General features: G+C 43.4%; 21 protein-coding genes. 10 read left to right on the forward strand and 11 right to left on the reverse strand.

Annotated features, from left to right (window positions below; translation table 11 throughout):
* Positions 1-60 precede the first annotated feature (60 nt).
* The 9 genes from mutM to radC all read right to left on the reverse strand — a co-directional run bounded on the left by mutM (position 61) and on the right by radC (position 7,181).
* On the reverse strand, positions 61-870 hold the full coding sequence (gene mutM / locus RJ41_RS14935) for a bifunctional DNA-formamidopyrimidine glycosylase/DNA-(apurinic or apyrimidinic site) lyase (protein WP_039222502.1): 810 nt from the start codon (positions 868-870) through the stop codon (positions 61-63).
* On the reverse strand, positions 871-1,335 hold the full coding sequence (locus RJ41_RS14940) for a hypothetical protein (RefSeq protein ID WP_039222503.1): 465 nt from the start codon (positions 1,333-1,335) through the stop codon (positions 871-873).
* A gap of 339 nt (positions 1,336-1,674) precedes the next feature.
* The gene (rpmG, locus tag RJ41_RS14945; protein ID WP_012516577.1) at positions 1,675-1,830 is read right to left on the reverse strand and encodes a 50S ribosomal protein L33; all 156 of its coding nucleotides are present in this window, start codon (positions 1,828-1,830) and stop codon (positions 1,675-1,677) included.
* Between the two features lie 11 nt (positions 1,831-1,841).
* Entirely contained in the window at positions 1,842-2,078 is a 237-nt protein-coding gene (gene rpmB / locus RJ41_RS14950) for a 50S ribosomal protein L28 (protein WP_012516576.1), read from the reverse strand.
* A gap of 329 nt (positions 2,079-2,407) precedes the next feature.
* Positions 2,408-4,540 (reverse strand): YjbH domain-containing protein, encoded by a 2,133-nt coding sequence (locus tag RJ41_RS14955; RefSeq protein ID WP_420805512.1) that lies wholly within the window; start codon positions 4,538-4,540, stop codon positions 2,408-2,410.
* Positions 4,537-5,286 carry a capsule biosynthesis GfcC family protein gene (locus tag RJ41_RS14960; protein ID WP_039222509.1) on the reverse strand — a complete coding sequence of 250 codons (750 nt, stop codon included), beginning with the start codon at positions 5,284-5,286 and terminating at the stop codon, positions 4,537-4,539. The genes RJ41_RS14955 and RJ41_RS14960 overlap by 4 nt, the downstream gene beginning before the upstream one ends.
* Positions 5,286-5,975, reverse strand: coding sequence for a YjbF family lipoprotein (locus RJ41_RS14965; RefSeq protein ID WP_039222510.1), 690 nt, complete (start codon positions 5,973-5,975; stop codon positions 5,286-5,288). The genes RJ41_RS14960 and RJ41_RS14965 overlap by 1 nt, the downstream gene beginning before the upstream one ends.
* A 94-nt stretch (positions 5,976-6,069) precedes the next feature.
* Positions 6,070-6,411 carry a hypothetical protein gene (locus RJ41_RS14970; RefSeq protein ID WP_039222512.1) on the reverse strand — a complete coding sequence of 114 codons (342 nt, stop codon included), beginning with the start codon at positions 6,409-6,411 and terminating at the stop codon, positions 6,070-6,072.
* Between the two features lie 92 nt (positions 6,412-6,503).
* Positions 6,504-7,181, reverse strand: a complete 678-nt coding sequence (gene radC / locus RJ41_RS14975; protein ID WP_039222513.1) for a RadC family protein — start codon at positions 7,179-7,181, stop codon at positions 6,504-6,506.
* Positions 7,182-7,383: 202 nt separating this feature from the next.
* Here radC and coaBC point away from each other — a divergent pair, with 202 nt between their 5' ends.
* Together coaBC and slmA are read left to right on the forward strand one after the other, a co-directional pair.
* Positions 7,384-8,613 carry a bifunctional phosphopantothenoylcysteine decarboxylase/phosphopantothenate--cysteine ligase CoaBC gene (gene coaBC, locus RJ41_RS14980; protein ID WP_039222516.1) on the forward strand — a complete coding sequence of 410 codons (1,230 nt, stop codon included), beginning with the start codon at positions 7,384-7,386 and terminating at the stop codon, positions 8,611-8,613.
* Positions 8,614-8,728: 115 nt separating this feature from the next.
* Positions 8,729-9,316 (forward strand): nucleoid occlusion factor SlmA, encoded by a 588-nt coding sequence (slmA, locus tag RJ41_RS14985; protein ID WP_014996795.1) that lies wholly within the window; start codon positions 8,729-8,731, stop codon positions 9,314-9,316.
* Positions 9,317-9,373: 57 nt separating this feature from the next.
* Here the strand turns inward: slmA and RJ41_RS18770 are convergent, their stop codons facing one another.
* Both RJ41_RS18770 and RJ41_RS14995 read right to left on the reverse strand, forming a co-directional pair.
* Positions 9,374-10,600 (reverse strand): capsular polysaccharide export protein, LipB/KpsS family, encoded by a 1,227-nt coding sequence (locus RJ41_RS18770; RefSeq protein WP_052235490.1) that lies wholly within the window; start codon positions 10,598-10,600, stop codon positions 9,374-9,376.
* Between the two features lie 242 nt (positions 10,601-10,842).
* Positions 10,843-12,480, reverse strand: a complete 1,638-nt coding sequence (locus tag RJ41_RS14995; protein ID WP_039222520.1) for a M28 family metallopeptidase — start codon at positions 12,478-12,480, stop codon at positions 10,843-10,845.
* A gap of 188 nt (positions 12,481-12,668) precedes the next feature.
* Here RJ41_RS14995 and RJ41_RS15000 point away from each other — a divergent pair, with 188 nt between their 5' ends.
* The 8 genes from RJ41_RS15000 to RJ41_RS15035 all read left to right on the forward strand — a co-directional run bounded on the left by RJ41_RS15000 (position 12,669) and on the right by RJ41_RS15035 (position 22,685).
* Complete coding sequence (locus RJ41_RS15000) at positions 12,669-13,004, forward strand: DUF1820 family protein (RefSeq protein ID WP_039222523.1); 336 nt, start codon at positions 12,669-12,671, stop codon at positions 13,002-13,004.
* Positions 13,005-13,043: 39 nt separating this feature from the next.
* Positions 13,044-14,795, forward strand: a complete 1,752-nt coding sequence (locus tag RJ41_RS15005) for a DUF885 domain-containing protein (RefSeq protein WP_039222526.1) — start codon at positions 13,044-13,046, stop codon at positions 14,793-14,795.
* Positions 14,796-14,797: 2 nt separating this feature from the next.
* Positions 14,798-15,310 (forward strand): hypothetical protein, encoded by a 513-nt coding sequence (locus tag RJ41_RS15010; RefSeq protein ID WP_039222531.1) that lies wholly within the window; start codon positions 14,798-14,800, stop codon positions 15,308-15,310.
* Positions 15,311-15,557: 247 nt separating this feature from the next.
* On the forward strand, positions 15,558-16,307 hold the full coding sequence (locus RJ41_RS15015; RefSeq protein ID WP_039222534.1) for a recombinase RecA: 750 nt from the start codon (positions 15,558-15,560) through the stop codon (positions 16,305-16,307).
* Complete coding sequence (locus RJ41_RS15020) at positions 16,307-17,818, forward strand: Y-family DNA polymerase (RefSeq protein WP_039222537.1); 1,512 nt, start codon at positions 16,307-16,309, stop codon at positions 17,816-17,818. Before RJ41_RS15015 ends, RJ41_RS15020 begins: the two co-directional genes overlap by 1 nt.
* A 36-nt stretch (positions 17,819-17,854) precedes the next feature.
* A complete protein-coding gene (locus RJ41_RS15025) occupies positions 17,855-20,944 on the forward strand; it encodes an error-prone DNA polymerase (protein WP_039222539.1) in 3,090 nt (1,029 codons plus the stop codon).
* Positions 20,945-21,084: 140 nt separating this feature from the next.
* Positions 21,085-21,876 (forward strand): hypothetical protein, encoded by a 792-nt coding sequence (locus RJ41_RS15030; RefSeq protein WP_039222541.1) that lies wholly within the window; start codon positions 21,085-21,087, stop codon positions 21,874-21,876.
* Positions 21,877-22,154: 278 nt separating this feature from the next.
* Positions 22,155-22,685: an acyloxyacyl hydrolase gene (locus RJ41_RS15035; protein ID WP_039222543.1), complete on the forward strand. Its 531-nt coding sequence runs from the start codon at positions 22,155-22,157 to the stop codon at positions 22,683-22,685.
* Positions 22,686-22,763: the final 78 nt, after the last annotated feature.

Raw genomic sequence — 22,763 nt, forward strand, 5'->3', positions numbered from 1 at the left:
TTTCTAACTGTATACCTTGCTAGCTATGTCTCTTTTTTCGCTATGACTCTTTTTTAGCTACTAGCGTTGGCAGCGAGTACAAAAAAACGTATTGCGCTGCCCTATCACCTTGCTTTCAATGGCCTTACCGCACACTTCACAAGGCTCACCTTTTCTTCCGTACACGTTTAAATGCTGCGCAAAATAACCGGGCTTACCATCGGTTTGTGCAAAGTCTTTAAGCGTTGTACCGCCCTGCTCAATGGCTTTAGCGAGCACTTGCTTTATTGTTGCAGTAAGTGACTTATAGCGATCTGCACTGATTTTCCCTGCCGCTCTTCGCGGATCGATACCGGCAAGAAACAAGGCTTCGTTCGCATAGATGTTGCCTACGCCAACCACAATTGCGTTATCCATGATGAAGTTTTTCACCGGCCCTTTGCGATTACGCGATAAACTGAACAAGCGCTTATCGTCAAAGTCGTCTGTAAGTGGCTCTGGGCCCAAGTTGTCGAACATTGCCTGTTGCGTATTGGGCGCTTGGAATAACACTGCACCAAAGCGTCTAGGGTCGTTTAAGCGCAAACACTTACCGGTATTTAAAACAATGTCCACGTGGTCGTGTTTCACAACGGGTATAGTTGCTTCGATGACACGCAGCTTGCCTGACATACCTAAGTGTAAAATCAGCGTGCCTGTTGCTGTTTCAATCAGCAGATATTTCGCTCGGCGTTTTACCGCAATTACCTTCTGACCCTCAACACTTGAGACCTCCTCAGGTATGGGCCAGCGCATTCTTCGTTCCCGTACCACTACATTAGTAATGGTATTGCCGATTAAATGCGGTGATATGCCTAGCCGGCTTACTTCAACTTCTGGTAATTCAGGCATTTACAATGTCCAAGGTAATAATTTATCTAGATCGGTATTAGTTAACGTGTACCAGTTATTTTCAAATTTGATCACTACGGGTGATGTATTGGGATAAATAGCATAAACGTTGCCGTTATTCTTGCCCGCAAGCCAAACTACAACAATATAAGGTTGGGTATTCATGACCGACTCAGGTACTTCCGCTGCCGGATACAACATGGCCCGTTGCCAATGAGAAAACTGTTCATCTGGTGTAACTGTTAAACCTGTATAAGGACCTTTCTGACGCCACTGTTGACCAATACGCTCTAAGCTATTGTTATCATGCTCTATCTTCAGCACGTAAGCCTCTTCAGGTAACAGGCTGCGCGTCTGTATTGTATTTTTCTTCGGTAGCAAACTGTCTAAATTAAACAATGCAATCATAATAAGCATTGCAATGATAACCACGTTGTTCATTGCTCGCTGAGAAATTCTTGCCACGCGTTATTCCCGTCAACTGGTAGGCTGTCTGTAGCACATTATAGTAATACCTCATTCTCTTATAAGCTAATTCAATGTTTTCGGTTTATGAGAGATGTTCTCCTTAACGCTTAGCGTTGTTGGGGCTTTATTTTATGTAGTTTCAGCTTGTTAAAACCTAGGATCGCACAGACTTCGGAGTTAGATCTGAAATAGGTACAGCATAGATTAGTATATTGAGTCAGCGGGATCCTGTTATGCCCGCCGCGATCTGTAGGGAGAATGACTAGAAGTTTTCACAGTTCCAAAAGCAAAAAACCCAGCAAAGGCTGGGTTTTCGTGGAGACAAAAGCAAGCTAATTACTTGATTTTGGCCTCTTTAAACATAACGTGCTTACGCACAACGGGATCATACTTTTTGATCTCCATTTTGCCAGGCATGTTACGCTTGTTTTTATCAGTAGTGTAGAAGAAACCTGTACCTGCTGAAGAAACTAGTTTAATTTTATCACGCATTGTCGGCTTCCTTAGATTTTCTCACCACGGGCACGGATGTCAGTTAGTACTGAATCAATACCTTTCTTATCGATGATACGCATGCCTTTAGCAGACAAACGTAGTTTTACAAAACGGCTTTCGCTCTCAACCCAAAAACGGTGTGTTTGAAGGTTTGGTAAAAAGCGACGACGAGTCGCATTTCGTGCGTGTGAACGGTTATTACCAACCGTTGGACGCTTACCTGTTACTTGGCATACTCTTGACATTGTATTTGTCTCCAGAACAACGATAACTGTCGCGTCAGTTAATCCCAAGCGCTCAAACAGTGGTTGGGTCAAATGACGTATTACTATAAATTAGAGGGCGCATTTTATACAGCAAAGGCAGGATCATTTCAATAAGAAAGTACAAAAAGGTTACTTTTACGTACGATTTTTGTGCAAAATACCACCAACACTCTTTTTTGTGGCTCGTATTGTACTTTTCTCTTCGCTGATTAGCTACGAATAAATAGGGTGTTCCCACTTAAATTTTAACCTGATCCTATCTGTTCAAATGCTAAAAAAACGCCACAATAACGTGGCGCTTTTCTTATTTAGTCATAAAAAGGAGACCTAACTTCCGTTAAATCGATTAACCGTGAAGGCCGGCGTAGTAGTTGACCACCATCACGCGAAATTGGCACCCAAGGGAAGAGTCCGCGTCCTTTCGACGGTTCTAGCAAGAACAAATCGGTAGGAATGGAAATATAGAAACCTTTGGTAAAACTTCCTTCTCCGTATTCTTCCGATGAAACATCGGTAAAGGCTGCATATGCTCCTACTATAATGCCGCTATCAAAGCGCTTGGCGTAATCAATATTAACACCTTTGTCTTTTGCCAAGAATTGACCTGCACTAACCGTGATTTGGGTATCATCAAGGAATTCAGGCTGCCAATAAACACTCGCATGACCGGTGATCGCATCGTAATCCTCTAAGCCGGTTTGACTGTAAGGGTCACGCTGCTTAACGTAGTTGATATCGATGCCATAGGCGACATTACTATCGACAGGACGATACAGAATTTCTCCGCCTACACCTGCGAACATAGTTTCAAGGTAACCTGCGTATGCTTGGGCATAAAGGTCTTCGGCAATATTGTCTTTGTAATGTAAAAACGCAGTATCTAACCATACATCATTTTCAGACACATATTCACGGACCCGAGTACGTACACGAGGTAGTGACACATCTTCACCGTCAACGAGAAAGTTAAACTTATCGAAGTTATCAAGCAGTGTTACCCGTGCGCTGCTCATAACCGAGAAGTTTTCGTTTAACGCATAGCCGCCATTTAGCATTAACCCTGTTTGATAAAGAAAGAAATCTTCTGGGTTACCAAACGACTGGGTGAAAAAGAAGTCAGCACTGTAGAAGAAACCCGAGGTATTTTCGGGGTCGTATGCTTCTTTTATCTCTTCAGAAGGCGATGTTCTCACGTACGTTTCCGTTATATCGGCATCGACCGATTCGTATCGCGCGGCTGAAATAAAGGCTTCAGCGTCTATTTGAGTATCGACCAGTGGTAGGCCGCCGCGATTATCTACCATATGATAGGTTTTAACGCTATCTGGAAGCTCAGAAGCAGCAACACGACCTACTCGCTCGATAGCTTCATCTTGGTCGCGGTATTTGACCTGCGTCCCGTAAAAGGTAGCGCTATCTTCTTTAATTTCAGCATCGGATAATAGGAATCCACCTGAGTTATAAAGGTCGTTATAAAGACGTGATTTGTTCACATCTTTAATGTTGGATGGCGCATTTCTTCCCATTAAATTTCGCGGCGCATCGTCGAATTTGATTTGAGACGCAGTATTCATATTGAAGCGATACGTCACACCAAAGCCTATGGTGTTTCCACGTTGGTAGTTTAATGAAAAATCAAAGTCTTTATAGCGATATACCGCTCCCACATTCCAGCGAGAATCTTGCTCAAGCTGGCCTGCTCTGTCTCGGGAGTAATCGTTGCCTTCAAACTCAAGTTTTAGCGTTAACGGCTCCCATGGTGTTTGATACTCTACGCCACCAAAGAACGCGGTAGTACCTTTGAAAAACTGATCGTAATCGACCTTGCCACCGCGGCCTGAGAATCCGCCAGGGCGTTCACAGAAGCTATCTTTAACCTCACAAAATGGATTAGTAATATCATCTGCAGTCCCCAAATATCCCCAACCTAAGCCTAAATGGAAATCAAACGGTCCTACCGATTTACTGGCGTTTACGTACTCACTTTCAAAAAAGCCTGTCCCCCCGAAATCTCTGAAACCAACGCTGATATCAGGTAGGTAGTAACTTTCTTTCCAAAGCCTGAATTTAACGTCTAACCCTTTATCTTTTAAGGTTTGATCACCGCTGAAGGAGTCAACTTGGCTATATAAACGCGTACGCACATCGGTATAGCGGGCAGTTGCTTCCATCCAATCATAAAGTTGGATATTAACTGACCAGAAACGGTATTCACCATTGTCGGTATAATTGATGGCCATACCGCCTTCGTCGCGCATACGCGCGGTTGGTGTTTGAATAAGCCCGTTACCGCCTTGCACCATTTGTGAGGGCGTAACACGAAGCTGGGTATCAGCAAGGGTGCTAGAAGATAGTGCACTGCCAATTACCAGTGCGAGTGTTTTTTTCTTAGATATTTTTTTCGTAGATATTCTTTTCTTAGATAATATTGGCACACTCATTGAGGTAAAACCCTATGTACTGCTAACGCGGCAACGCGCTTATTTAATTGCTTAAGTTTATTGCTGAAAAGCTCTGAAGAAATAGGTACATAAACCTGACTACCCGGCATAAGCTGAGCAAAATCTAAATTCCAGTAAGCAATCCCTTTTTCTTCTATGTTGCCCATTGGGTCAATGACATAAACGACGCTTCTGTCTGCGTCTACCGCTTTTTTAACCGAATGAGCAGCCGTATAAATCGAGGTGTCGCTTTGATGCTGATAGGCACCTGGCTTTACTACAGCGCCTGAGAAATGCACCACATTAGGACGTCCATTCAATCGGATCCAATATTTTCCTGGCTGGAACATAGGGTTGTCTTCGAAAAACAACCGAGCCCGATTATAAGAAATAGGCATATCTATGCGCGTAGACACCGTCCACGAAGCTACTTGATCTAAGAGATTTTGAAGTGCTTTGTGGGTGTCCGAATTTTTATCAAAGCTAACCAAAAGCTCTCTTATCTGCGACAACGCTATCTCTTTTTCGCGTTCAGCTGTTGGATTGGTTAAATCAAATGCAGAAGCTGCTGGCCAATACCAGTCGCCACTGTCTGCAACAATAGACAATACACTCGACAATCTAATTGGCCGGTCAAATTGATAGGTCTGCTTGTTCACCGTCACACTTACAATACTGTCATTGGCGTACAAACTTGTGGATGTAATAAGACCCAAGGCAATAAAAAGCGTAGAAATAAACTTCATTATTGCGTTACTCCTTGTTTTTTCATCTGACGCACGACGCGGCTTAAATAAACCATGTCGTATACGTCTCCCTCTGGGCTGAACTTTTGCTTAGAGGCCAGCAACTCTTTCGTGTGTTTATGCAAGAAGTAGGTATTTTCCCATGACAGTCCCACATCAATAAAGGGGGTATATTCTGAAAAATCTACGGTTTCAATTACTTTAATAAGGGGTACAGAAAAGCCAAGGTAGTTGTGGGTTTCTTCCCCCACTATACGCCATGAAGAGTCCACTGGAACCCCGTAGCCTATTGAAGCAACATCGACTTTACGCTTCCAGCTAAAAGGCAAAACATCATTGGTGGCTAACGGATTGTGCTGCAAATTGCTTGTGTAAAAGAGATCGTTATCTAAACCTTCCGTTTTCACAATAATACCGTGATGCATAGTGAAGATAACTTTGTCACCCGACACCCACTTGTATTTATCGCCGTCAATGTAGGCTAATGCAAGAGAGGCGGCGTCTCGTTCCCCCGCTTTAATTTGCATAAGATCCGCCTTACTCGCCGCGATTTCTTCAACGTTATAAGTTACCGTGCGGTCTTTAAGGGCAAGTTTAAGCGTATTGTAGTAGGCAATTGTTGTTGTGGAACATCCTGAAAGAGACAGGCAAAGAAAGCCAAAAACGGCTGATAGAATGTGTAGTTTCATTAAGGTACGCCGACAAAAACTAAAAACAATTAAATTTTGCGCTAAAAATAAAAAAAGCCGCTAAAAAAAGCGGCTTTTTCGGATACTCTTAAATTTACTGTACGGTCGGTGCGTAAGTAAATGTAACAGGCACAGTAATTGTTGTAGTGCCTGACACGGTAACAGTATTAGTAGTACCAACACATGCGCCGTCTACCAATGGATCGTCACCTTCACAAGTAGGTTGACCTGGATCAGTGCCACCATTTCCTGGCGCGTCTGCAGAGTTGTTGTTTGCAACACCAGCGATAATACCAGCAGCAACAACACCAGTAGCGATTAGACCACCGCTTACTGCGCCCGCACCACCTGCACCAGCACCACCTTCACTTTCTTGTGCGTTAACACCTGCTGCCATAGTTGCAGCTGCAAATAATGCAATGATTGACTTTTTCATAACAGTCCTTTAATAAAATAACCCACTAAATCCTATGCTAAATCATTTTCAACCATTTGACTACATAATAATCGATAAATGACTTAGATTTCTTATGTTAGCAAGCCTCGCTGCGCAAATGAAATGGTTTCTTTATCTCCAACCACAAAATGATCCAGCACGGGCACGTCGATCGATGCCATAGCATTTTTGATCTCTGTCGTTAAACGAATATCTGCATGACTCGGCTCTGCTACGCCTGAGGGGTGATTGTGGACCAAAATGATCGCCGCCGCATTATCGATCATAACTTGCTTGATCAATTCTCGCGGATACACTGCTGCGCTATTGATCGTTCCGTTGAACATGGTACGAAAAGCGATAAGTTGATGTTGGCTATCAAGCATCAAAAGCGCAAACTTTTCTCTTTCGCAGTCTCTTAGTTTAGCCTGAAGATAACGCTTAGTATCATCTACATTATTAAATACATCTTGGCGCTTAAGTTTTATTTCTAAGTTGCGTTTAAATATTTCGAACCCCGCTTGAAACTGTGCGTATTTGCACGGCCCGACGCCAGACACTTTTGCATAACTTTCCTTTGTAGCCGTTACCACGCCTCGCAAGCAACCAAGTTCTTTTAGCAATTCGTGCGCGACAGACACAGCGCTCTTACCCTTAACGCCCTTCCCCAGCAACACAGCAATAAGCTCTGCATCGCTTAAGCTCTCTGCACCGTGCTGCAAAAGCTTTTCTCTTGGCCTTTCACTTATCGGCCATATCTTTATCGACATGCTCTTAGTCCATTAACGTCATAAAATAGTGGTTATAGTTGAATCAAAAAAAATTAACGACTGTATGAAAGGCGGGTTTCGTTGGATATTGAGCAGATAAGAGCCAAACAGCATGCTTACGGCAAGATCGACTTTTGTTCAGCTATCCGATTTTTCGTCGCCATGGTAGGCTACTATTAATATTGAGATTTAGTGTTCTTTTATGTCTATTGCTAATAAAAACATTTTGCTAGGCGTTACAGGCGGTATTGCCGCTTATAAAACCCCAGACTTAGTGCGTAAACTCACCGCATTAGGTGCAAACGTTCGCGTTGTCGTTACCGATTCTGCCGCAGAGTTTGTGAGTACTTTGTCACTTCAAGCGGTGTCAGGGCATCCAGTGCATCAACACCTTTTAGACCCCGCCGCTGAAGCTGCTATGGGGCATATTGAATTAGCAAAATGGGCTGACATCTTACTTATTGCTCCTGCTACAGCAAACACACTCGCTAAACTTGCTCACGGCATGGCAGACGATTTATTAACTACGCTTTACTTGGCCACAACCGCTACGCTTTTTGTAGCCCCAGCCATGAACCAGCAAATGTGGAAAGCAACAGCAACTCAGCGCAATATTGCTCTATTAGAAGAGCACGGCGTTACCTTTATAGGTCCGGCAAGCGGTGAGCAAGCGTGTGGTGATGTGGGTTCAGGTAGAATGGTTGAACCTGTTGATATTGCTAATGCCTTAAATGAAAGCAAAGCAAAGTCTTCCTCGCTAAATGAAGCGTTAAAGAATTTGGCAGGCAAAAAATTTACTATTACCGCGGGGCCAACACGAGAACCTTTAGACCCAGTACGCTATATTTCGAATCACAGTTCAGGAAAGATGGGGTTTGCCATTGCGCAAGCAGCGGCTCAAGCGGGCGCGCACGTAACGCTAGTTGCAGGTCCAGTAGCGCTTTCTACGCCTACGCACTGTAACCGTATTGATGTTACCACCGCAGATGAGATGCTCAACGCTTGTGAAAAACTTATTCCTTCTACAGAAATTTTTATTAGCACCGCAGCGGTTGCCGACTACAAGGCCTGCACGGTAGCTGACAATAAGATAAAGAAAACAGGTGATGAGTTAACACTTACTTTTGTTAAAAACCCTGATATTCTAGCAACTGTATCTAATAGGCAAGACCGCCCATTTTGCGTTGGCTTTGCAGCTGAGAGCCAAAATGTAGAAGATTATGCCCGTGCCAAGCTTGCCAAAAAGAAGCTTGATATGATTGCAGCGAACGACATAACAGCACAGGGTCTTGGGTTTAACAGCGATAAAAACGCACTGCATGTGATATGGCAAGACGGTGATAAACGACTGCCTGCCACCAGCAAAAATGAGTTAGCTGAGCAGTTGCTAGCACTCATTGCAGAACGTTTTGTTTTAAACAATAAAAACTAACAGATACTTATTAAGTGTCGATAATAAAAACGATAAATACAAACGCTTTGGCGTAAGCCAATTGAACATGGAGCCCGGGTTGCTGTAACTCGGTAGCGGAGGAAACACTTTCGTCATGCCTGCTGTCAAAAAAACAAATCGCAGAGCTCAAATTCTGCAAGCACTTGCTGGAATGTTAGAAACCAGCCCAGGTCAACGTATCACTACTGCTAAGTTAGCGGAAAAAGTCGGGGTGTCTGAAGCGGCACTATATCGCCACTTTCCCAGTAAAGCGCGAATGTTTGAAGGGCTTATCGAATTTATTGAAGAGACGCTTTTTACGCGTATCAACAAAATTGTGAACGAAGAAAAAGACTCGCTCACGCGCTGTCAGCTTATTCTGCACCTTATTTTAGGCTTTGCGGAGAAGAACCCAGGCATTACACGAATATTAAATGGTGATGCACTTATGGGCGAGCAAGATCGATTGCGCGCGCGTATCGCTAAGCTTTTCGAGCGTTTAGAAACCCAGCTTAAGCAAGTGCTAAGAGAGCGCAAACTCCGTGAGGGCAAAACCCTTTCTGCCGATGAGGCGATAATCGCGAATATGATGATCAGCTACACGGATGGCCGTATTAACGGGTTTATTCGCAGTGGCTTTACTCGCAAGCCAACAGAGCAGTTCAATGAGCAATGGGCTGCATTTAAACAAATGTTTGTTTAAGACAAGCGATTTCGATTAACAATAGAGGCGCTTTTGAGCGCCTTTTTTTATCTGATGTTAAGCAAATTGGCGTTTTGTTGGCACCACGTTTTCCGTCATCATCTCACGGTTCTCATAATGTGAAATATAGTGCGCCATAGCATCTTGCTTAAGTAATCTCTTGGTAAGTGCCTCAACGTGCCGACTATCAATATTTTTCCACGTAGTGGGAATGACATAATGGTTGTACATAAAATTTAAATAGCCACATCTTGCTTCAGTGTCTACCGCAAGCAATTCAATGTTTCTCATAACTTCTAGCATTTCGGTCTCATTTCGCACAAGCTTTGTTACGCCTTCAATGCCATAGCACGCCCTACCTAACACCACTACGGGCTTGTCGAGTAGCAGAGACTCGACTCCCACTGTAGAGTTTACTGTCATCACAGCTAATGACCGTTCAATTAACTCTTGGGTCTCACAATAGTTAGCGAATAATATCCGTTCGTGTTTATTGTGTAGGTTGTCATGTCTGATTGAATCTGATGGATGCTCTTTGATAACGATATGAAGCGTAGGGTCATCCACTTTGTCTATGACATTCAGTAAATGCTGATAATATTGCCCCATACTTCGTATCCAAGGCGAGTTTGAAATAATTTGGCTGTCAGTTTCTACTTGAAATGGCACAAATATATAGCGCTCTGGTAATGCGTTTGCCTTTACCCCACAGGCCTTTTCACACACTGGTTTACGCGGCACCAGTTTGCAAGGTAATGCTTTATTCTCATAAAACTGTTTATAAAAGTCTTTAGTAGTAGGCAGTGAGTTTTCGCAATTAACGCCTGACCAATCACACGTTGTGGAGTTTGGGAATAGCCCATTTTCAAAGTACACGACTTCTTTTTTTAGCGCTTTCGCGGCTGCGGCAATAGATGAACTAGGCTGTTTTTGTCCATTCCAGACGCCCACAACATCTGAATTTTCCTTTTCAATCAACGCTGTACTTTTGGCGATATCTAATTTCGTAAGCCATCGACTTACTTTTTCATAAAGCGGCCACGCAAAAGAATGATGAAGCTTTTTGTGTTTTTTAGCTTTTTTTAATAGATGTGGGTTAACTAGAGCGTCAATATCAATATGTTTTGTAAATTCCCAATGTCGGACCTTAATTAGCAAAAACCAAGGAACGTTAAAACTAGCAACAGAGATATTCAACGAGGTTCGCGCCGCAAATTGCTTGAAGTACCGTATGTGAGAACTGCCTCTCGCAATTAACGTATACTTTTTCTGTTGCTCTATCACTATAAGTTACTCCTGCGTTCTATTGTGATGAACTCTTCGGTTCTGCGCTTTAATGGAAATCATGCAATCAGTAAAACATAAAATTCATAGCATATGTTAAAAATCTACCCCACTTTATTTCATTGTAGACATAATTTGTTTCTTATTAATTAAAGGTTGTGTAAAGACACCAAAGTTTATTAAAACATAGGCATAAAAAAAGCAGCATAGAAATGCTGCTTTTAGTGTCGAACGAGTATGGTCTACTTGCTAAACGTATTACCGAAAAAGTCGCCATCATTCCACTTAGGCTTATCTTTTTGGTTTGCTAGTGTCCAACCAATTTGCGCGTTAACTTTGGTGAACGTCTCCGCTGCATTCCAGTTAAATGGCTGGTTAATATCGTCGCTAGGCTTATGGTAGTGCGTAGACAAAAACTGGCCAAACACCTTGCTGCCATCTACGTTAGGATCTTTAGATTTAAGACCCGGCACCATAAACACTGAAGGTACACCTTGTTTTACAAACGCGTAGTGATCTGAGCGAGTAAACAGCGCCTGCTCTGGCCATGGGTCTGGACTTAGCTCGATATCAGCGTTAGCAGCAGCTTTTTCCACTGATTCTTGCAAATCACTGTGGTTCGCGCCGAACGCAATAACGTCTGCAAACTCGTAGGTTAGAATTGGCATGTCTAGGTTTACGTTCGCCACCATTGACGTAACCGGTACGGTTGGGTTACGGGCAAAATAGTCAGCACCTAAAAGGCCTTTTTCTTCACCGGTTACCGACACAAACAGAATTGAACGCTTTGGCTTTTCTTTCATTTCGCTAAACAGACGTGCAGTTTCTAACATTACTGACGTGCCAGACGCGTTGTCCATAGCACCGTTGTTAATGTTGTCTTTCTTCACCGTTTTAGCAAAACCAATGTGATCAGAGTGAGCAGAGAAAACTACGTATTCGTTTTTAAGCTCAGGGTCTGAACCTTCTAATATACCCACAACATTTGGGCTTGTGATAGTGTCATGTACGCTAGTCTTACTGATATCGACTTCGCCGTTTAACGCAAAGCCTTGCGGTACTTTGTCAGCTTCAAGCTGAGCATAAACATCATCAAGGCTCTTTTCTGCGCCTTCAAACAGTTTACGTGCAGCCCCTTCACTCATGTAAGCGCTGCCTTTAAGCTGAGAAAAGCTATTTGCAGGCTGACCATTGTCGTCTAACCATGCCATACGCGGTGTATGAATGTAGTTCAAACGGCTTTGATAAGGGCGTACCTTTTCATTTTTAGGCGTTGTGATAGTGATCATGCCAATAGCGCCATTGTCTACCGCATACTTTTGCTTTTGATAGCCAGACGCAAAGTGAGCGCCCTCTTCTGATGGAAAGTCGCTTGGCTTACCAGCAAGCGCTACAACAACCTTACCTTTTACATCTAAGTCTTTGTAATCGTTGTGAGATAGCTCGTCTGCCACAATGCCGTAGCCCACAAAGACCATTTCGCCTTTTACATTAGCCTCGGTGCTAAGCAAGCTCGGGCTAGCTAGATATTCTTTCGGGTAGTCAAAATCGACAGTCTCGCCGTTTTGCGTGAAAGTAAACTTGGATGACTCTTGAACCAGATTCGCTTTACGAAACGATACACTTTGCATATAGCCGTCTGTACCTGCTGGCTTCAAACCATATTTAGCAAATTCGGTTGCGATATAAAGCGCCGCAATTTCATGGCCGCGAGAGCCTGTATCACGACCTTCAAGTAAGTCGTCTGCTAAAAAAAACAGGTGCGATTTGATTCGCTGTGTATCAGGGTTAAAAGCATTGTCTGTCGATGCGTGGTTATGGGCAGTAGCAGCAAAGGTCATTGCCGTCATCGCACTACCTATAAGGAGTTTTTTTATCATTCTAATTTCACCATATAACTAAGTGTGCATCATGGTAACCCAGTTAATAGGGGGAATACCATTAAACTGCTTACGCTTACCATGCGTTTCCTACCGTTGCTCGCATTTTAGGAGCAAGGTAAAATTGTGGGCCAAACGCCGGAGCAATTTCCGGGAGTATCTATATTTTTTAGTGAAGAGCAGCACCCATGTCGAAAGACGATATTCTTTACCGCGTTCAGTTCATCAGCAATGGAGAACGTTACGAACTTTACGTTAGAGCCCTTACTCAGGGCGCTTTGTTTGGCTTTATCGAGATAGGTGACTTTGTGTGGGATACCCACACCAGCGTTGTTGTCGATCCTAGCCATGAAAGGTTAAAAGCCGAATTTTCAGAAGTAACAAAAACTTATGTTCCTATGCACAACATTTTGCGCATTGACGCCGTAAATAAAAAAGGTTCAGCCAAAATTACTAAATTAGAAAATAAATCTGATAAAGTAACTGCTTTCCCTAGTCCAATATATACACCAACGAAAGAGTAACCGCCGGCATCTATCCGGTAAAGGTTACCGGAGACCCTTATGTACCGCTATCTGTTAGCAACATTACTATTTATTTGCAGCATTAGTGCATCAGCAAAGAGCCTTGACGATGAAAGCTTGTATCAACTACTTGATGACATTTGGCAGTACGAGCTTTCGGTTTCCCCACTTTTAGCTTCTCGCGAAGGCGATAGCTCCCTCGCTCATGTGCTACCCGATATTTCGCCCGAAGCACTTAAAGCTCAAAATGAACAATGGCGTGCATTTCAAAAAGCCTTAAGTCAGTATAAAAAAGACAATATCTCTACTGATGCTTATATTGCCTTGCTGATGCAGCAATACCGTTTAGCCAACTATGTGGATGAATATACGTATCGCGCGCACTTGGTGCCGATCAATTCAGAATATGGCTTTCACGGGGCAATGGCTTCGCTTCCTAATTTATCCACCTTTAAGCGCGTAGAAGATTATCAGGCCTATATTAGCCGCCTAAATGCGCTTAAGCCTTATTTTGACCAACAAATTGCGTACATGAAACAAGCGCTAAAAGAAGGCTACACGCAACCTAAAGTTGTGCTGAACGGATTTGAGAACTCGGTAGCGTCGTATATTGTTGAAAATGCAGTGGACAGTGGTTTTTATTCTCCATTTACCCGCTTTCCTGAGTACTTTACTGCCGAGCAAAAGGCAGCGCTAACGGAACAAGGCAAAGCAGCAATAAACAGCAGCGTGTTGCCTGCATATCAAATGTTCTACGATTTCATGGTAGACGAATACATTCCCAATGCCCGTGAAGATATTGCCGCAAATAACTGGCCTGACGGCGTGGCGTATTACGCCAATAGAGCAAAGCATTACACCACCACAGATATGACACCTCAGGAAATCCATAATCTAGGTTTGTCTGAAGTAAAACGCATTCGCGCGCAAATGCAGCAAATTGTGGATGAGCTTGGCTTTGATGGCGACATTAACGAATTCATTGCGTTTTTACGCGAAGACCCGCAATTCTATGCCACCAGCGCTGAAGATTTACTAAAAGAAGCGTCGTTTATTGCAAAGAAAATGGACGCAAAACTACCTTCGCTCTTTGAGTATCTGCCAAGAACGCCCTACGGTGTAGCGCCTGTACCAGACGCTATCGCGCCCAAATATACAACAGGCCGTTACATCCATCCTAGCCGCGACGATCAGCCTGGATATTACTGGGTAAACACTTATGCCCTTGATAAGCGCCCTTTGTATGCATTGCCTGCACTGACCTTGCACGAAGCAGTGCCTGGCCACCACCTTCAAATATCGTTGGCAGCAGAGCTTGAAGACTTACCTATGGTGCGCCGTAACACCTATATTTCAGCCTTTGGTGAAGGCTGGGGTCTGTACTCTGAGTTTTTAGGTATTGAAGCAGGTATTTATGAAACGCCGTACGACAACTTCGGTCGTTTAAGCTACGAAATGTGGCGAGCATGTCGTTTGGTTGTTGATACCGGTATGCACACCATGGGCTGGAGCCGTCAACAAGCGGTTGATTATATGATGGAAAATACCGCGCTTTCAGAGCACAACGTAAATACTGAAATAGACCGCTATATCTCTTGGCCAGCGCAAGCCTTGTCTTACAAGATTGGGGAAATCAAAATTAAAGGCCTTCGCAAGAAAGCAGAGACAGCGTTAGGAGAGCGTTTTGACGTACGCAAATTCCACCGTGCCGTGTTAGAAAACGGCTCAGTTCCACTGTTTATCTTGGAGCAAAACATCAACACCTTTATAGATGAACAAAAGGCACAATAATCATGATCGTTGCATTTGGTGTTATTGGATTACTTATCCTGTTTTTAATTTACTTTGTGCTGCGAGCGCAGAACCTACAGAAAGAACTGGCGCTGTTGCGCCACTCAAATAAACAGACCAGCAATAAGGTTACATATGCTTACCGTAACCTTGTTCTTGTTACAGATGCGTTGGAAAAAAACCTTACTGCTCGTATTGAAAGTGCCTATAAAAGTCGCCTTATCGACCAAACTCAATACAATGCGCTACACCCACTTATGCGCAACTTTTCAGCTATTGTCATGACCTGTTGTGAAAAAGGAATGTCATTTGAGGAATCGCTGAATAAAGTGTTGCTTAATGAAGAAGTGACGCTTGAGGAAATTCGTGAAGTGGTGAAGGCTCTACCTGGCAACGTTCGCATGGTGTGGGCAAAAAATACCGCAGATGGATTTATTGCTTTTTGCCAAACCGTTACAGCAACAGTAAGCGGCACGACAGCAAAGGCTCAAAAAGAACCATCATCTGAAGAGTAACATTTTACTCTGTGTCTCTCGTTAGCGCTGATGCAGCGCTAACTGTACAACAGGGTCGCCCGCTTTGCTATGTAGTAAGGTCAGCGACCCTAGCCATGTTCCTACACTTTTAAAAGTTTAATCTTTTTACCTTTCCAAACTTATCAGTAAGTTAGCGCTTAAAACAACAAGCCAAAAACCTTTTGTCTTGAAAAGGGTTATTGCTGCACTATAATACTGTATAAAAATACAGTTTATTTTGAGTACCATGAATAAATCGTTATCCGTGCTTAATAACCACCCGCATATTTGGCGGGCCAGAGATCAGAGACAAAGTGAAACCAAGTTTTCGCTGGGTTTTCCGCGTCTGGATAAAGCACTTAACGGTGGCGTTGCATCTACAGGTCTTGTCCGTATCTCTTCGTTAACCGGCATGGGTGAACTTTCACTCTTTAAACAGGTTATATGCCAACACCGTACGCATAAGCTGGTGGTATTTATTAACCCTCCCGGGATACTACAGTCGCCGTGGTTAGAAAACTTGGGGCTTAAAGCGCAACAAGTTCTGGTAGTAAAACCAGGTTCTGAACAAGAGTCGCTGTGGGCAGCAGAGCAATGTTTAAAAAGTACGGCTTGCCACTGCGTAGTGCTGTGGAGTAATGCTGTAAATCAAAAAGAAGCACGACGCCTACAGGTAGCAGCAACGCATAATGATGCGCTGTGCTTACTGTATACTCCACCGCAACAGCAGGCATCTCAGTTAGGTTATCCGAAGGCCAACTTAAGTGATTCACAAGCCACTCCTTCGAATCAAAGCGACAGTGCATTACCCATTACGTTGGATATCGCGCTAAAGGGTAAACCCCACGCTTTGGCAGTGAACATACGCAAGCAGCGTCATGGGTGGCCAGAAGATAACATTGTTATTTCCCACCGGTGGACACCCGACAATCAGGCCATTAAATGGGCCATGGCACACAACACGCTTTCCGATCAGGCATTACACTCTGTGAGCTAATGATGCTGTGGGCTTATATTTACTGCTATCAACTAACTTTAGACAGCCATATTAACGCTGCTAAAACTAATCATGCCCACCGGCAAACGCTTAAAAGTGATCGTAGAACCCCCCCTAGAAGCGAAGCTAATGGAATTTCTTCGTCATTACCGTCGAATACACCTGTTGCTGTGTACTGTAGTAAAACAAACAAAATTACCCAGTGTAATGATATTGCGAAAAAAGAAGGCATTGAAATTGGGCATGGGCTAGCCCAAGCGGCGGCGCTATGTCCTTACGTACATATTCTGCCTTTCAGTGAAGAAGCCGAAAAGCATATGCTGACGCAGTTAGCCCATCGGCTTTATCCACTGGCTTCTGATATCGTATTAGACAACCACATTCACTCAAATAGTGTAAACGGTTTAGCAGTAAGGCTAGATAACCTAACCCATTACTATGGCGGCCATACGCCACTGTGGAAAACCTTAACTCAAGCTCTGGCTGAAGCAGATATTCGCTATCATTTTGCTAGCGCATGGACAATTGAGGCCGCAAAAGTATTAGCGCTTCATAAACTTAATACCTACTTACATACGCCCGATGATATAAAAAAAGCCCTAAGTGCATGCCCGCTTTCTATCACGGCTCTATCACCCAAAGTCATTGACTCGTTGGCAAGAGTAGGCGTTTCCTGCGTACATCAACTACTGGCCATGCCGGTACAAGAGCTGGGGCGACGCTTCGACAATAACACCATTATGTATCTTACTGCGTTAAGGGGAGAAACCTTCCCGCGGGTTACATTATTTAGGCCTTTGGAGCATTTCGATAACTTTATCCTATTGCCTTTTGATATTGAAAACACGCAGCATCTAACCCCTTTTGTCACCCAGCAGTTTGAGCATTTGTCTCACTATTTACGGGCCAGAAACCTATATACATCAAGCATCAGCGTTCATATTCATTTCAGAGAAGCACCTGTAATGGATATTAATATTCACTCTGCATTGCCTCAGTCTTCGGTGAAGAGTTGGCTACCGTTATTTAGCCTTAAAACTGAGAATCTGGAGTTACCTGAGCCTGCCACAGCGATTACGCTTACCTGTCAGCAGTTTGAAGAAATAGATTCGCAAAATGGCGACTTTTTTAGCGATAGGTTTAACGATATTGCACAGAAACAATTGATTGGGCGCTTAAACGCGAAGCTAGGCGATAACAGCACGTTTCAACCTCGCGCTGCCGACAGCCATCAGTTTGAATATATGACGGTGACAGAGTCGAGCGCCGGTAACTGTACCGGTAATTATGCTTATAGCAGTGACATTACGCCCACCTTCACCTTTGATGTACCTAAACCGCTTATTCAGGCTACCCAAATTTGCTTTGGACCCGTGCGATTACACAGCGAGTGGTGGCATGACAGCCCAACAAAGCGTGATTATTTCATCGCCCAAACTGAGCAATGCGTAAGGCTTTTAGTGTTTAAAGATGAAGAGAGCCGCTGGTGGGTGCAGGGCCTTTTTTGCTAGCGGTATGCGGTTAAAGAAAAGGGTAAAGGCAATATCATGAAATACAGTGAGCTCTTTTGCCAAAGTAACTATAGCTTTCTTTGCGGTGCCTCTTCCCCCGCAGAGCTTGTTACCACGGCTTCTTTCCTTGGTTACGACGCGCTTGCCATTACCGATGAATGCTCAGTAGCGGGAGTGGTACGAGCTTTCGATGAAATTAAGCATCAGGGCCTACCGATTACGCTTATTGTGGGTAGTTACTTTGTATTTGATGACACTTTATCTTTTGTGCTGTTGTGCCCGAACAAAGCGGCCTATAGCGAACTGTGCCGAATTATTACTAACGCGAGGCGTCGCTCTGAGAAGGGTGAATATCAACTAGCCGAGTGGGACTTGCGTACCATTCGCCATTGTAAATTCATTTGGTTACCAAGCGGCAAAGAAGCTAAAGACAAACATTGGGCTGAATGGCTGCAAAAACACCCGAGCATTGATGCTTACATTGGCGCTCAGCGCCTATTAGACGGACGGGATCACCAGAGGTTTGCGCATTACAATCATCTGCAGTCTGCCTACCCTTTCCCTGTTATTGCCTGTACGGGTGTACTCATGCATCACGCTGACAGACTGCCGCTTCAACATGTATTGCATGCTACTAACGTGCATACCAGTGTAGACAAAATAGGTCGGGATGCGTTGAGTAATGCAGAGCGTAGTCTGCGAACCGTACAGAAAATTAAGAAGCTTTACCCTGAGAAGTGGATTGCCAATACCAATGCCCTTGCTCATGTATTCACGTTTTCTTTAGAGGAGCTGCGCTACCACTACCCTGCGGAGCTTGTACCTGAAGGGTATACGCCCACTTCGTATTTACGGGAACGTGTAGAGGCCGGTATAAAAGTGCGCTTTCCAGAAGGTATAACCTCTGAAATCCGCCAAATTATAGAAAAAGAACTGACACTTATTGCCGAGCAAGAATACGAATATTTCTTTCTAACCATTTACGATATTGTTCAGTTTGCAAAGCGGCAGCGCATTTTGTACCAAGGGCGAGGTTCGGCAGCTAACTCTGTAGTGTGCTATTGCCTAGAGATAACGGCCGTAGATCCAAGGCAAATAAGCGTACTGTTCGAACGCTTTATTTCCAAAGAGCGTAACGAGCCGCCCGATATTGATGTTGATTTCGAGCATCAGCGCCGTGAAGAGATTATTCAATATATTTATCAAAAATACGGCAGAGAAAGAACCGCTATCGCGGCTACCGTTATTTGCTACCGCTTTAAATCAGCATTTAAAGATGTTGGAAAAGCGCTTGGCTTTAGCGAGTCACAACTTGATTTTGTAATTAAACAAATCAATCGCCGGGACAGCGTTATTCCATGGAAGTCTCAGTTGGCTGGACTAGGACTAAACCCTGAGGAGCCTAGGGTACAGCAGTTAATTGCCCTTACCGAAGCTTTACTGGGTACGCCCCGCCATTTGTCGCAGCATGTGGGTGGTTTTGTTATTAGCGCAGGTCCGCTTTACGATCTTGTCCCTGTTGAAAATGCCGCAATGGAAGACCGTACCATCATTCAATGGGATAAGGATGACATTGAAACCTTAGGTCTCTTAAAAGTCGACGTACTGGCCCTTGGGATGCTAAGCGCTATACGCCGCGCGTTTTCTCTTATCAATAAACAGTACCCTATTGAAACCAGTATTCCATTTATCACCAAACTAGGGGATGACAAACAGGTTTTCGATATGATTTGCCGCGCTGATACAGTCGGCGTTTTTCAAATAGAATCACGGGCTCAGATGTCTATGCTGCCAAGGCTCAAACCTCGTCGCTATTACGATTTGGTCGTACAAATAGCCATTGTACGGCCAGGTCCGATTCAGGGTGATATGGTCCACCCTTATTTGATACGCCGCCACGGCAACGAAACCATTAGCTACCCATCGAAAGATGTGGAAAAGGTGCTATCTCGCACTATGGGTGTACCTATCTTTCAAGAGCAAGTTATTCAGCTTGCCATGGTTGCCGCTGGCTTTAGTGGTGGAGAAGCCGACCAGCTGCGACGTGCTATGGCTAGCTGGAAGAAAGACGGCAGAATTTTTGAGTTCAGAGATAAGCTCATTAAGGGTATGACGGATAAGGGCTATGACAGTACGTTCGCCCATAACTTATTTGAACAAATTAAAGGCTTTGCAGGGTACGGCTTTCCCGAATCTCACTCAGCATCTTTTGCGGTATTAGCTTATGTATCGTGCTGGTTGAAGTTTTACTTTCCCGTTGAATTCTATGTTGCGCTGTTAAATAGCTGGCCCATGGGGTTTTATTCCCCGTCCCAGTTAGTTCAAGACGCTAAGCGTCACCACATACGGGTAGAGGCGCCCTGTGTGAACCAGTCTAGTACAGAGCACACGTTAGTTGTAAAGGGGCAAGAAAAGTATATACAGCTTGGTCTTAAGCTTATTAAAGGTTTAAGTGAAGCGTCGTCTGAGCTTATTGTGGAAAACCGTTCAGACGAAGGCTACACCAACGTTGAACAGTTACAGCAGTTATCGCTTAAAAGTAATGAACTAGAGGCACTTGCGAGCGCAGATGCATTTCGTACTATATCAGGTAATCGCTATGAAACCCGCTGGCGAATTATGGATACCCAAACCCGTCTACCACTTTTCGATACCGACGAATTTTATGCAGACAAAAATGCCACATCGCTTAGCGCTACGCCTTCTGAGGCAGAAAATTTACTAGAAGACTATGCATCAACCGGTTTATCGGTAAATAACCACCCTATTTCTTTACTCAAGAAGCAGCATAAGCTTAAAGACATAAGCTGGTCTGATTCGCTAAGAGACAAAAAGAATAAATCTGTTGTTAAAGTACTTGGAGCTGTTACGGGACGACAGGCACCAGGCACAGCCGCAGGCGTCACCTTTCTGACCTTAGAAGATGATATAGGCAATATGAATGTTGTGGTATGGCAAGCTACGGCACGCGCTCAGCAACAAACGTTCTTAAAAGCTAAACTGTTACAGGTAAATGGTATTATTGAACGCTCCAAAGAGGGAGTTATTCATATCATCGCAGGTAAGCTTATTGATCGGACGCCGTGGCTCGAAAAGCTGTCATTAAGTTCAAGAGATTTTCACTGAATATTTTACACCCGCAAAACGATAAATTATGGTGTATAGATACGCGATTTATTTTTGTATTAAAAACTTCCTCTCAAGGAAATACTTCAAAGATAATTTATTTGTATATTGTAAATTGCTGTAGTCATTTGGAGTTTAGAATGGTGCGATGTATTGGGCTTTTCATTGGCTGTTTGTTTAGCCTTAATATTTATGCAGATAAATATGTGATTGGCGCACAAAACTTAGCTTATTTCCCCCATTACGATTTTGCATCATCAACAGATAAAGGGGTTGCCTGGTCAATTTTAGAAGCTTTTTCTGAAGCTTCGGGACACGAGTTTGTGTATTTAAGCTTGCCTATAAGACGGCTTCAACTCGAGTTAGTTAAAGGTAATGTAGACTTTGTATACCCTGATAATAGAGGCTGGTATAACAGCATCACCACTTCGAGTGATAAGTATTTTTCACTTCCTTTAACCAATGCAGTAACAGGAACTATCGTTAAACGAGAGAATGTAGGTAAGGGCATTGAAAAAATAAAACATCTAGCCATGCCGCTAGGGTTTACACCAGTAAACTGGCAACAAAGAATAGACAATAAACATACAAAAATCACTTGGGTTACTAGCATACAGCAGGGCTTTGACCTTTTAAATCAAGAGCGTGTCGATGGGTTAGATTTGGAATACTTTGTCAGCCAAAGTTCCACACCACTATCCTATGAGAAAGGCGCGTTTACTTTAGATTTAACACTTCCTCATAACGAAATCCCTTTTTCTTTATCTACCCTTTACCACAAAGACATCATCAGTGAACTGAATAATTTCATAGCCTCAAACCCCGAGTTAATTAATAGTATAAAAGCAAAATACGGAATAACTTCTTTTGAAAAATTGTCTCAGCAACTTCTAAAAGAACAGGACTTGCAAGCTGAAGAAGTTTGGAAATAAAGGACTCGTCGCTTTGCGAGAATGACGCACATCTATTCACATGCGCATTTGATAGGTCTGTTGCCGCTACTGCTCTTCTTACAATATTTCTTAAAACTTAGTTTGGGTTAGATTAGTAAAGCAAAGCAATTTTCCCTTGTAAAAACTTCAAGGGCGTCAGTAATATAGACTCTCGCCAGCTATATACTTGACCTTAGATATAATTTATCTATCTGAAATAATTACCTTTTTTATTTGGAAAAATTTTTGCTTGTAGGTTGTTATATCAAGGAGCATTTATGAAACAGTTATCACTACTCTTATTTTCTTTTTTCATCACATTTACCGCCAGTAGCGCGCAGGCAAAGCAGACTGTCAGTGTCGACTATATGCATGGATTTGATGATATTGACGGTATGCGCTTCGCATATAGACCGCTTGAACAAACATTAGCTACCGATTGGTTTGGCGACATAAAGCTCTATTGGGAAGTTAGTGCCGTCGTTTGGGAATATGGTAAGAACGATAAACATAGTACAAGCTATGGCGCGTCACTGACCCCTGTTTTTATGAAAAAGGTAACTACGTTATATGAAAAATACCCTGTATATTTAGAAGCAGGAATAGGTGTAAGTTACATTGATGATCAACAGGTAGCTGGAAAGGATATTGGCTCTAACTACCAATTTGAAGATAGATTGGGCGTGTTTGTAGAGCTCGATAAGAAGCAACACGTTGCGCTGCGCTATATGCACTTTTCAAACGGTGGCTTTAATAACGACAATCCAGGGCTAGACTTCCTGAATCTATCCTACGCCTACCACTTTTAAAGAAATGGGGTCAGAGTACATTTTTCCATTTTAAGAAGGAAAATAATCTACTCTGACCCTGAGGGATCCCCACGAATT

It is taken from the genome of Alteromonas marina (assembly GCF_000808575.1).
Classification (GTDB): Bacteria; Pseudomonadota; Gammaproteobacteria; order Enterobacterales; family Alteromonadaceae; genus Alteromonas; species Alteromonas marina_A.

Bases quoted from the DNA above. Each gene is read 5' to 3' on its own strand.
- mutM (WP_039222502.1), bottom strand. From the start codon at position 870: ATGCCTGAATTACCAGAAGTTGAAGTAAGCCGGCTAGGCATATCACCG.
- rpmG (WP_012516577.1), bottom strand. From the start codon at position 1,830: ATGCGTGATAAAATTAAACTAGTTTCTTCAGCAGGTACAGGTTTCTTC.
- rpmB (WP_012516576.1), bottom strand. From the start codon at position 2,078: ATGTCAAGAGTATGCCAAGTAACAGGTAAGCGTCCAACGGTTGGTAAT.
- RJ41_RS14955 (WP_420805512.1), bottom strand. From the start codon at position 4,540: ATGAGTGTGCCAATATTATCTAAGAAAAGAATATCTACGAAAAAAATA.
- RJ41_RS14960 (WP_039222509.1), bottom strand. From the start codon at position 5,286: ATGAAGTTTATTTCTACGCTTTTTATTGCCTTGGGTCTTATTACATCC.
- RJ41_RS14965 (WP_039222510.1), bottom strand. From the start codon at position 5,975: ATGAAACTACACATTCTATCAGCCGTTTTTGGCTTTCTTTGCCTGTCT.
- RJ41_RS14970 (WP_039222512.1), bottom strand. From the start codon at position 6,411: ATGAAAAAGTCAATCATTGCATTATTTGCAGCTGCAACTATGGCAGCA.
- radC (WP_039222513.1), bottom strand. From the start codon at position 7,181: ATGTCGATAAAGATATGGCCGATAAGTGAAAGGCCAAGAGAAAAGCTT.
- coaBC (WP_039222516.1), top strand. From the start codon at position 7,384: ATGTCTATTGCTAATAAAAACATTTTGCTAGGCGTTACAGGCGGTATT.
- slmA (WP_014996795.1), top strand. From the start codon at position 8,729: ATGCCTGCTGTCAAAAAAACAAATCGCAGAGCTCAAATTCTGCAAGCA.
- RJ41_RS14995 (WP_039222520.1), bottom strand. From the start codon at position 12,480: ATGATAAAAAAACTCCTTATAGGTAGTGCGATGACGGCAATGACCTTT.
- RJ41_RS15000 (WP_039222523.1), top strand. From the start codon at position 12,669: ATGTCGAAAGACGATATTCTTTACCGCGTTCAGTTCATCAGCAATGGA.
- RJ41_RS15005 (WP_039222526.1), top strand. From the start codon at position 13,044: ATGTACCGCTATCTGTTAGCAACATTACTATTTATTTGCAGCATTAGT.
- RJ41_RS15010 (WP_039222531.1), top strand. From the start codon at position 14,798: ATGATCGTTGCATTTGGTGTTATTGGATTACTTATCCTGTTTTTAATT.
- RJ41_RS15015 (WP_039222534.1), top strand. From the start codon at position 15,558: ATGAATAAATCGTTATCCGTGCTTAATAACCACCCGCATATTTGGCGG.
- RJ41_RS15020 (WP_039222537.1), top strand. From the start codon at position 16,307: ATGATGCTGTGGGCTTATATTTACTGCTATCAACTAACTTTAGACAGC.
- RJ41_RS15025 (WP_039222539.1), top strand. From the start codon at position 17,855: ATGAAATACAGTGAGCTCTTTTGCCAAAGTAACTATAGCTTTCTTTGC.
- RJ41_RS15030 (WP_039222541.1), top strand. From the start codon at position 21,085: ATGGTGCGATGTATTGGGCTTTTCATTGGCTGTTTGTTTAGCCTTAAT.
- RJ41_RS15035 (WP_039222543.1), top strand. From the start codon at position 22,155: ATGAAACAGTTATCACTACTCTTATTTTCTTTTTTCATCACATTTACC.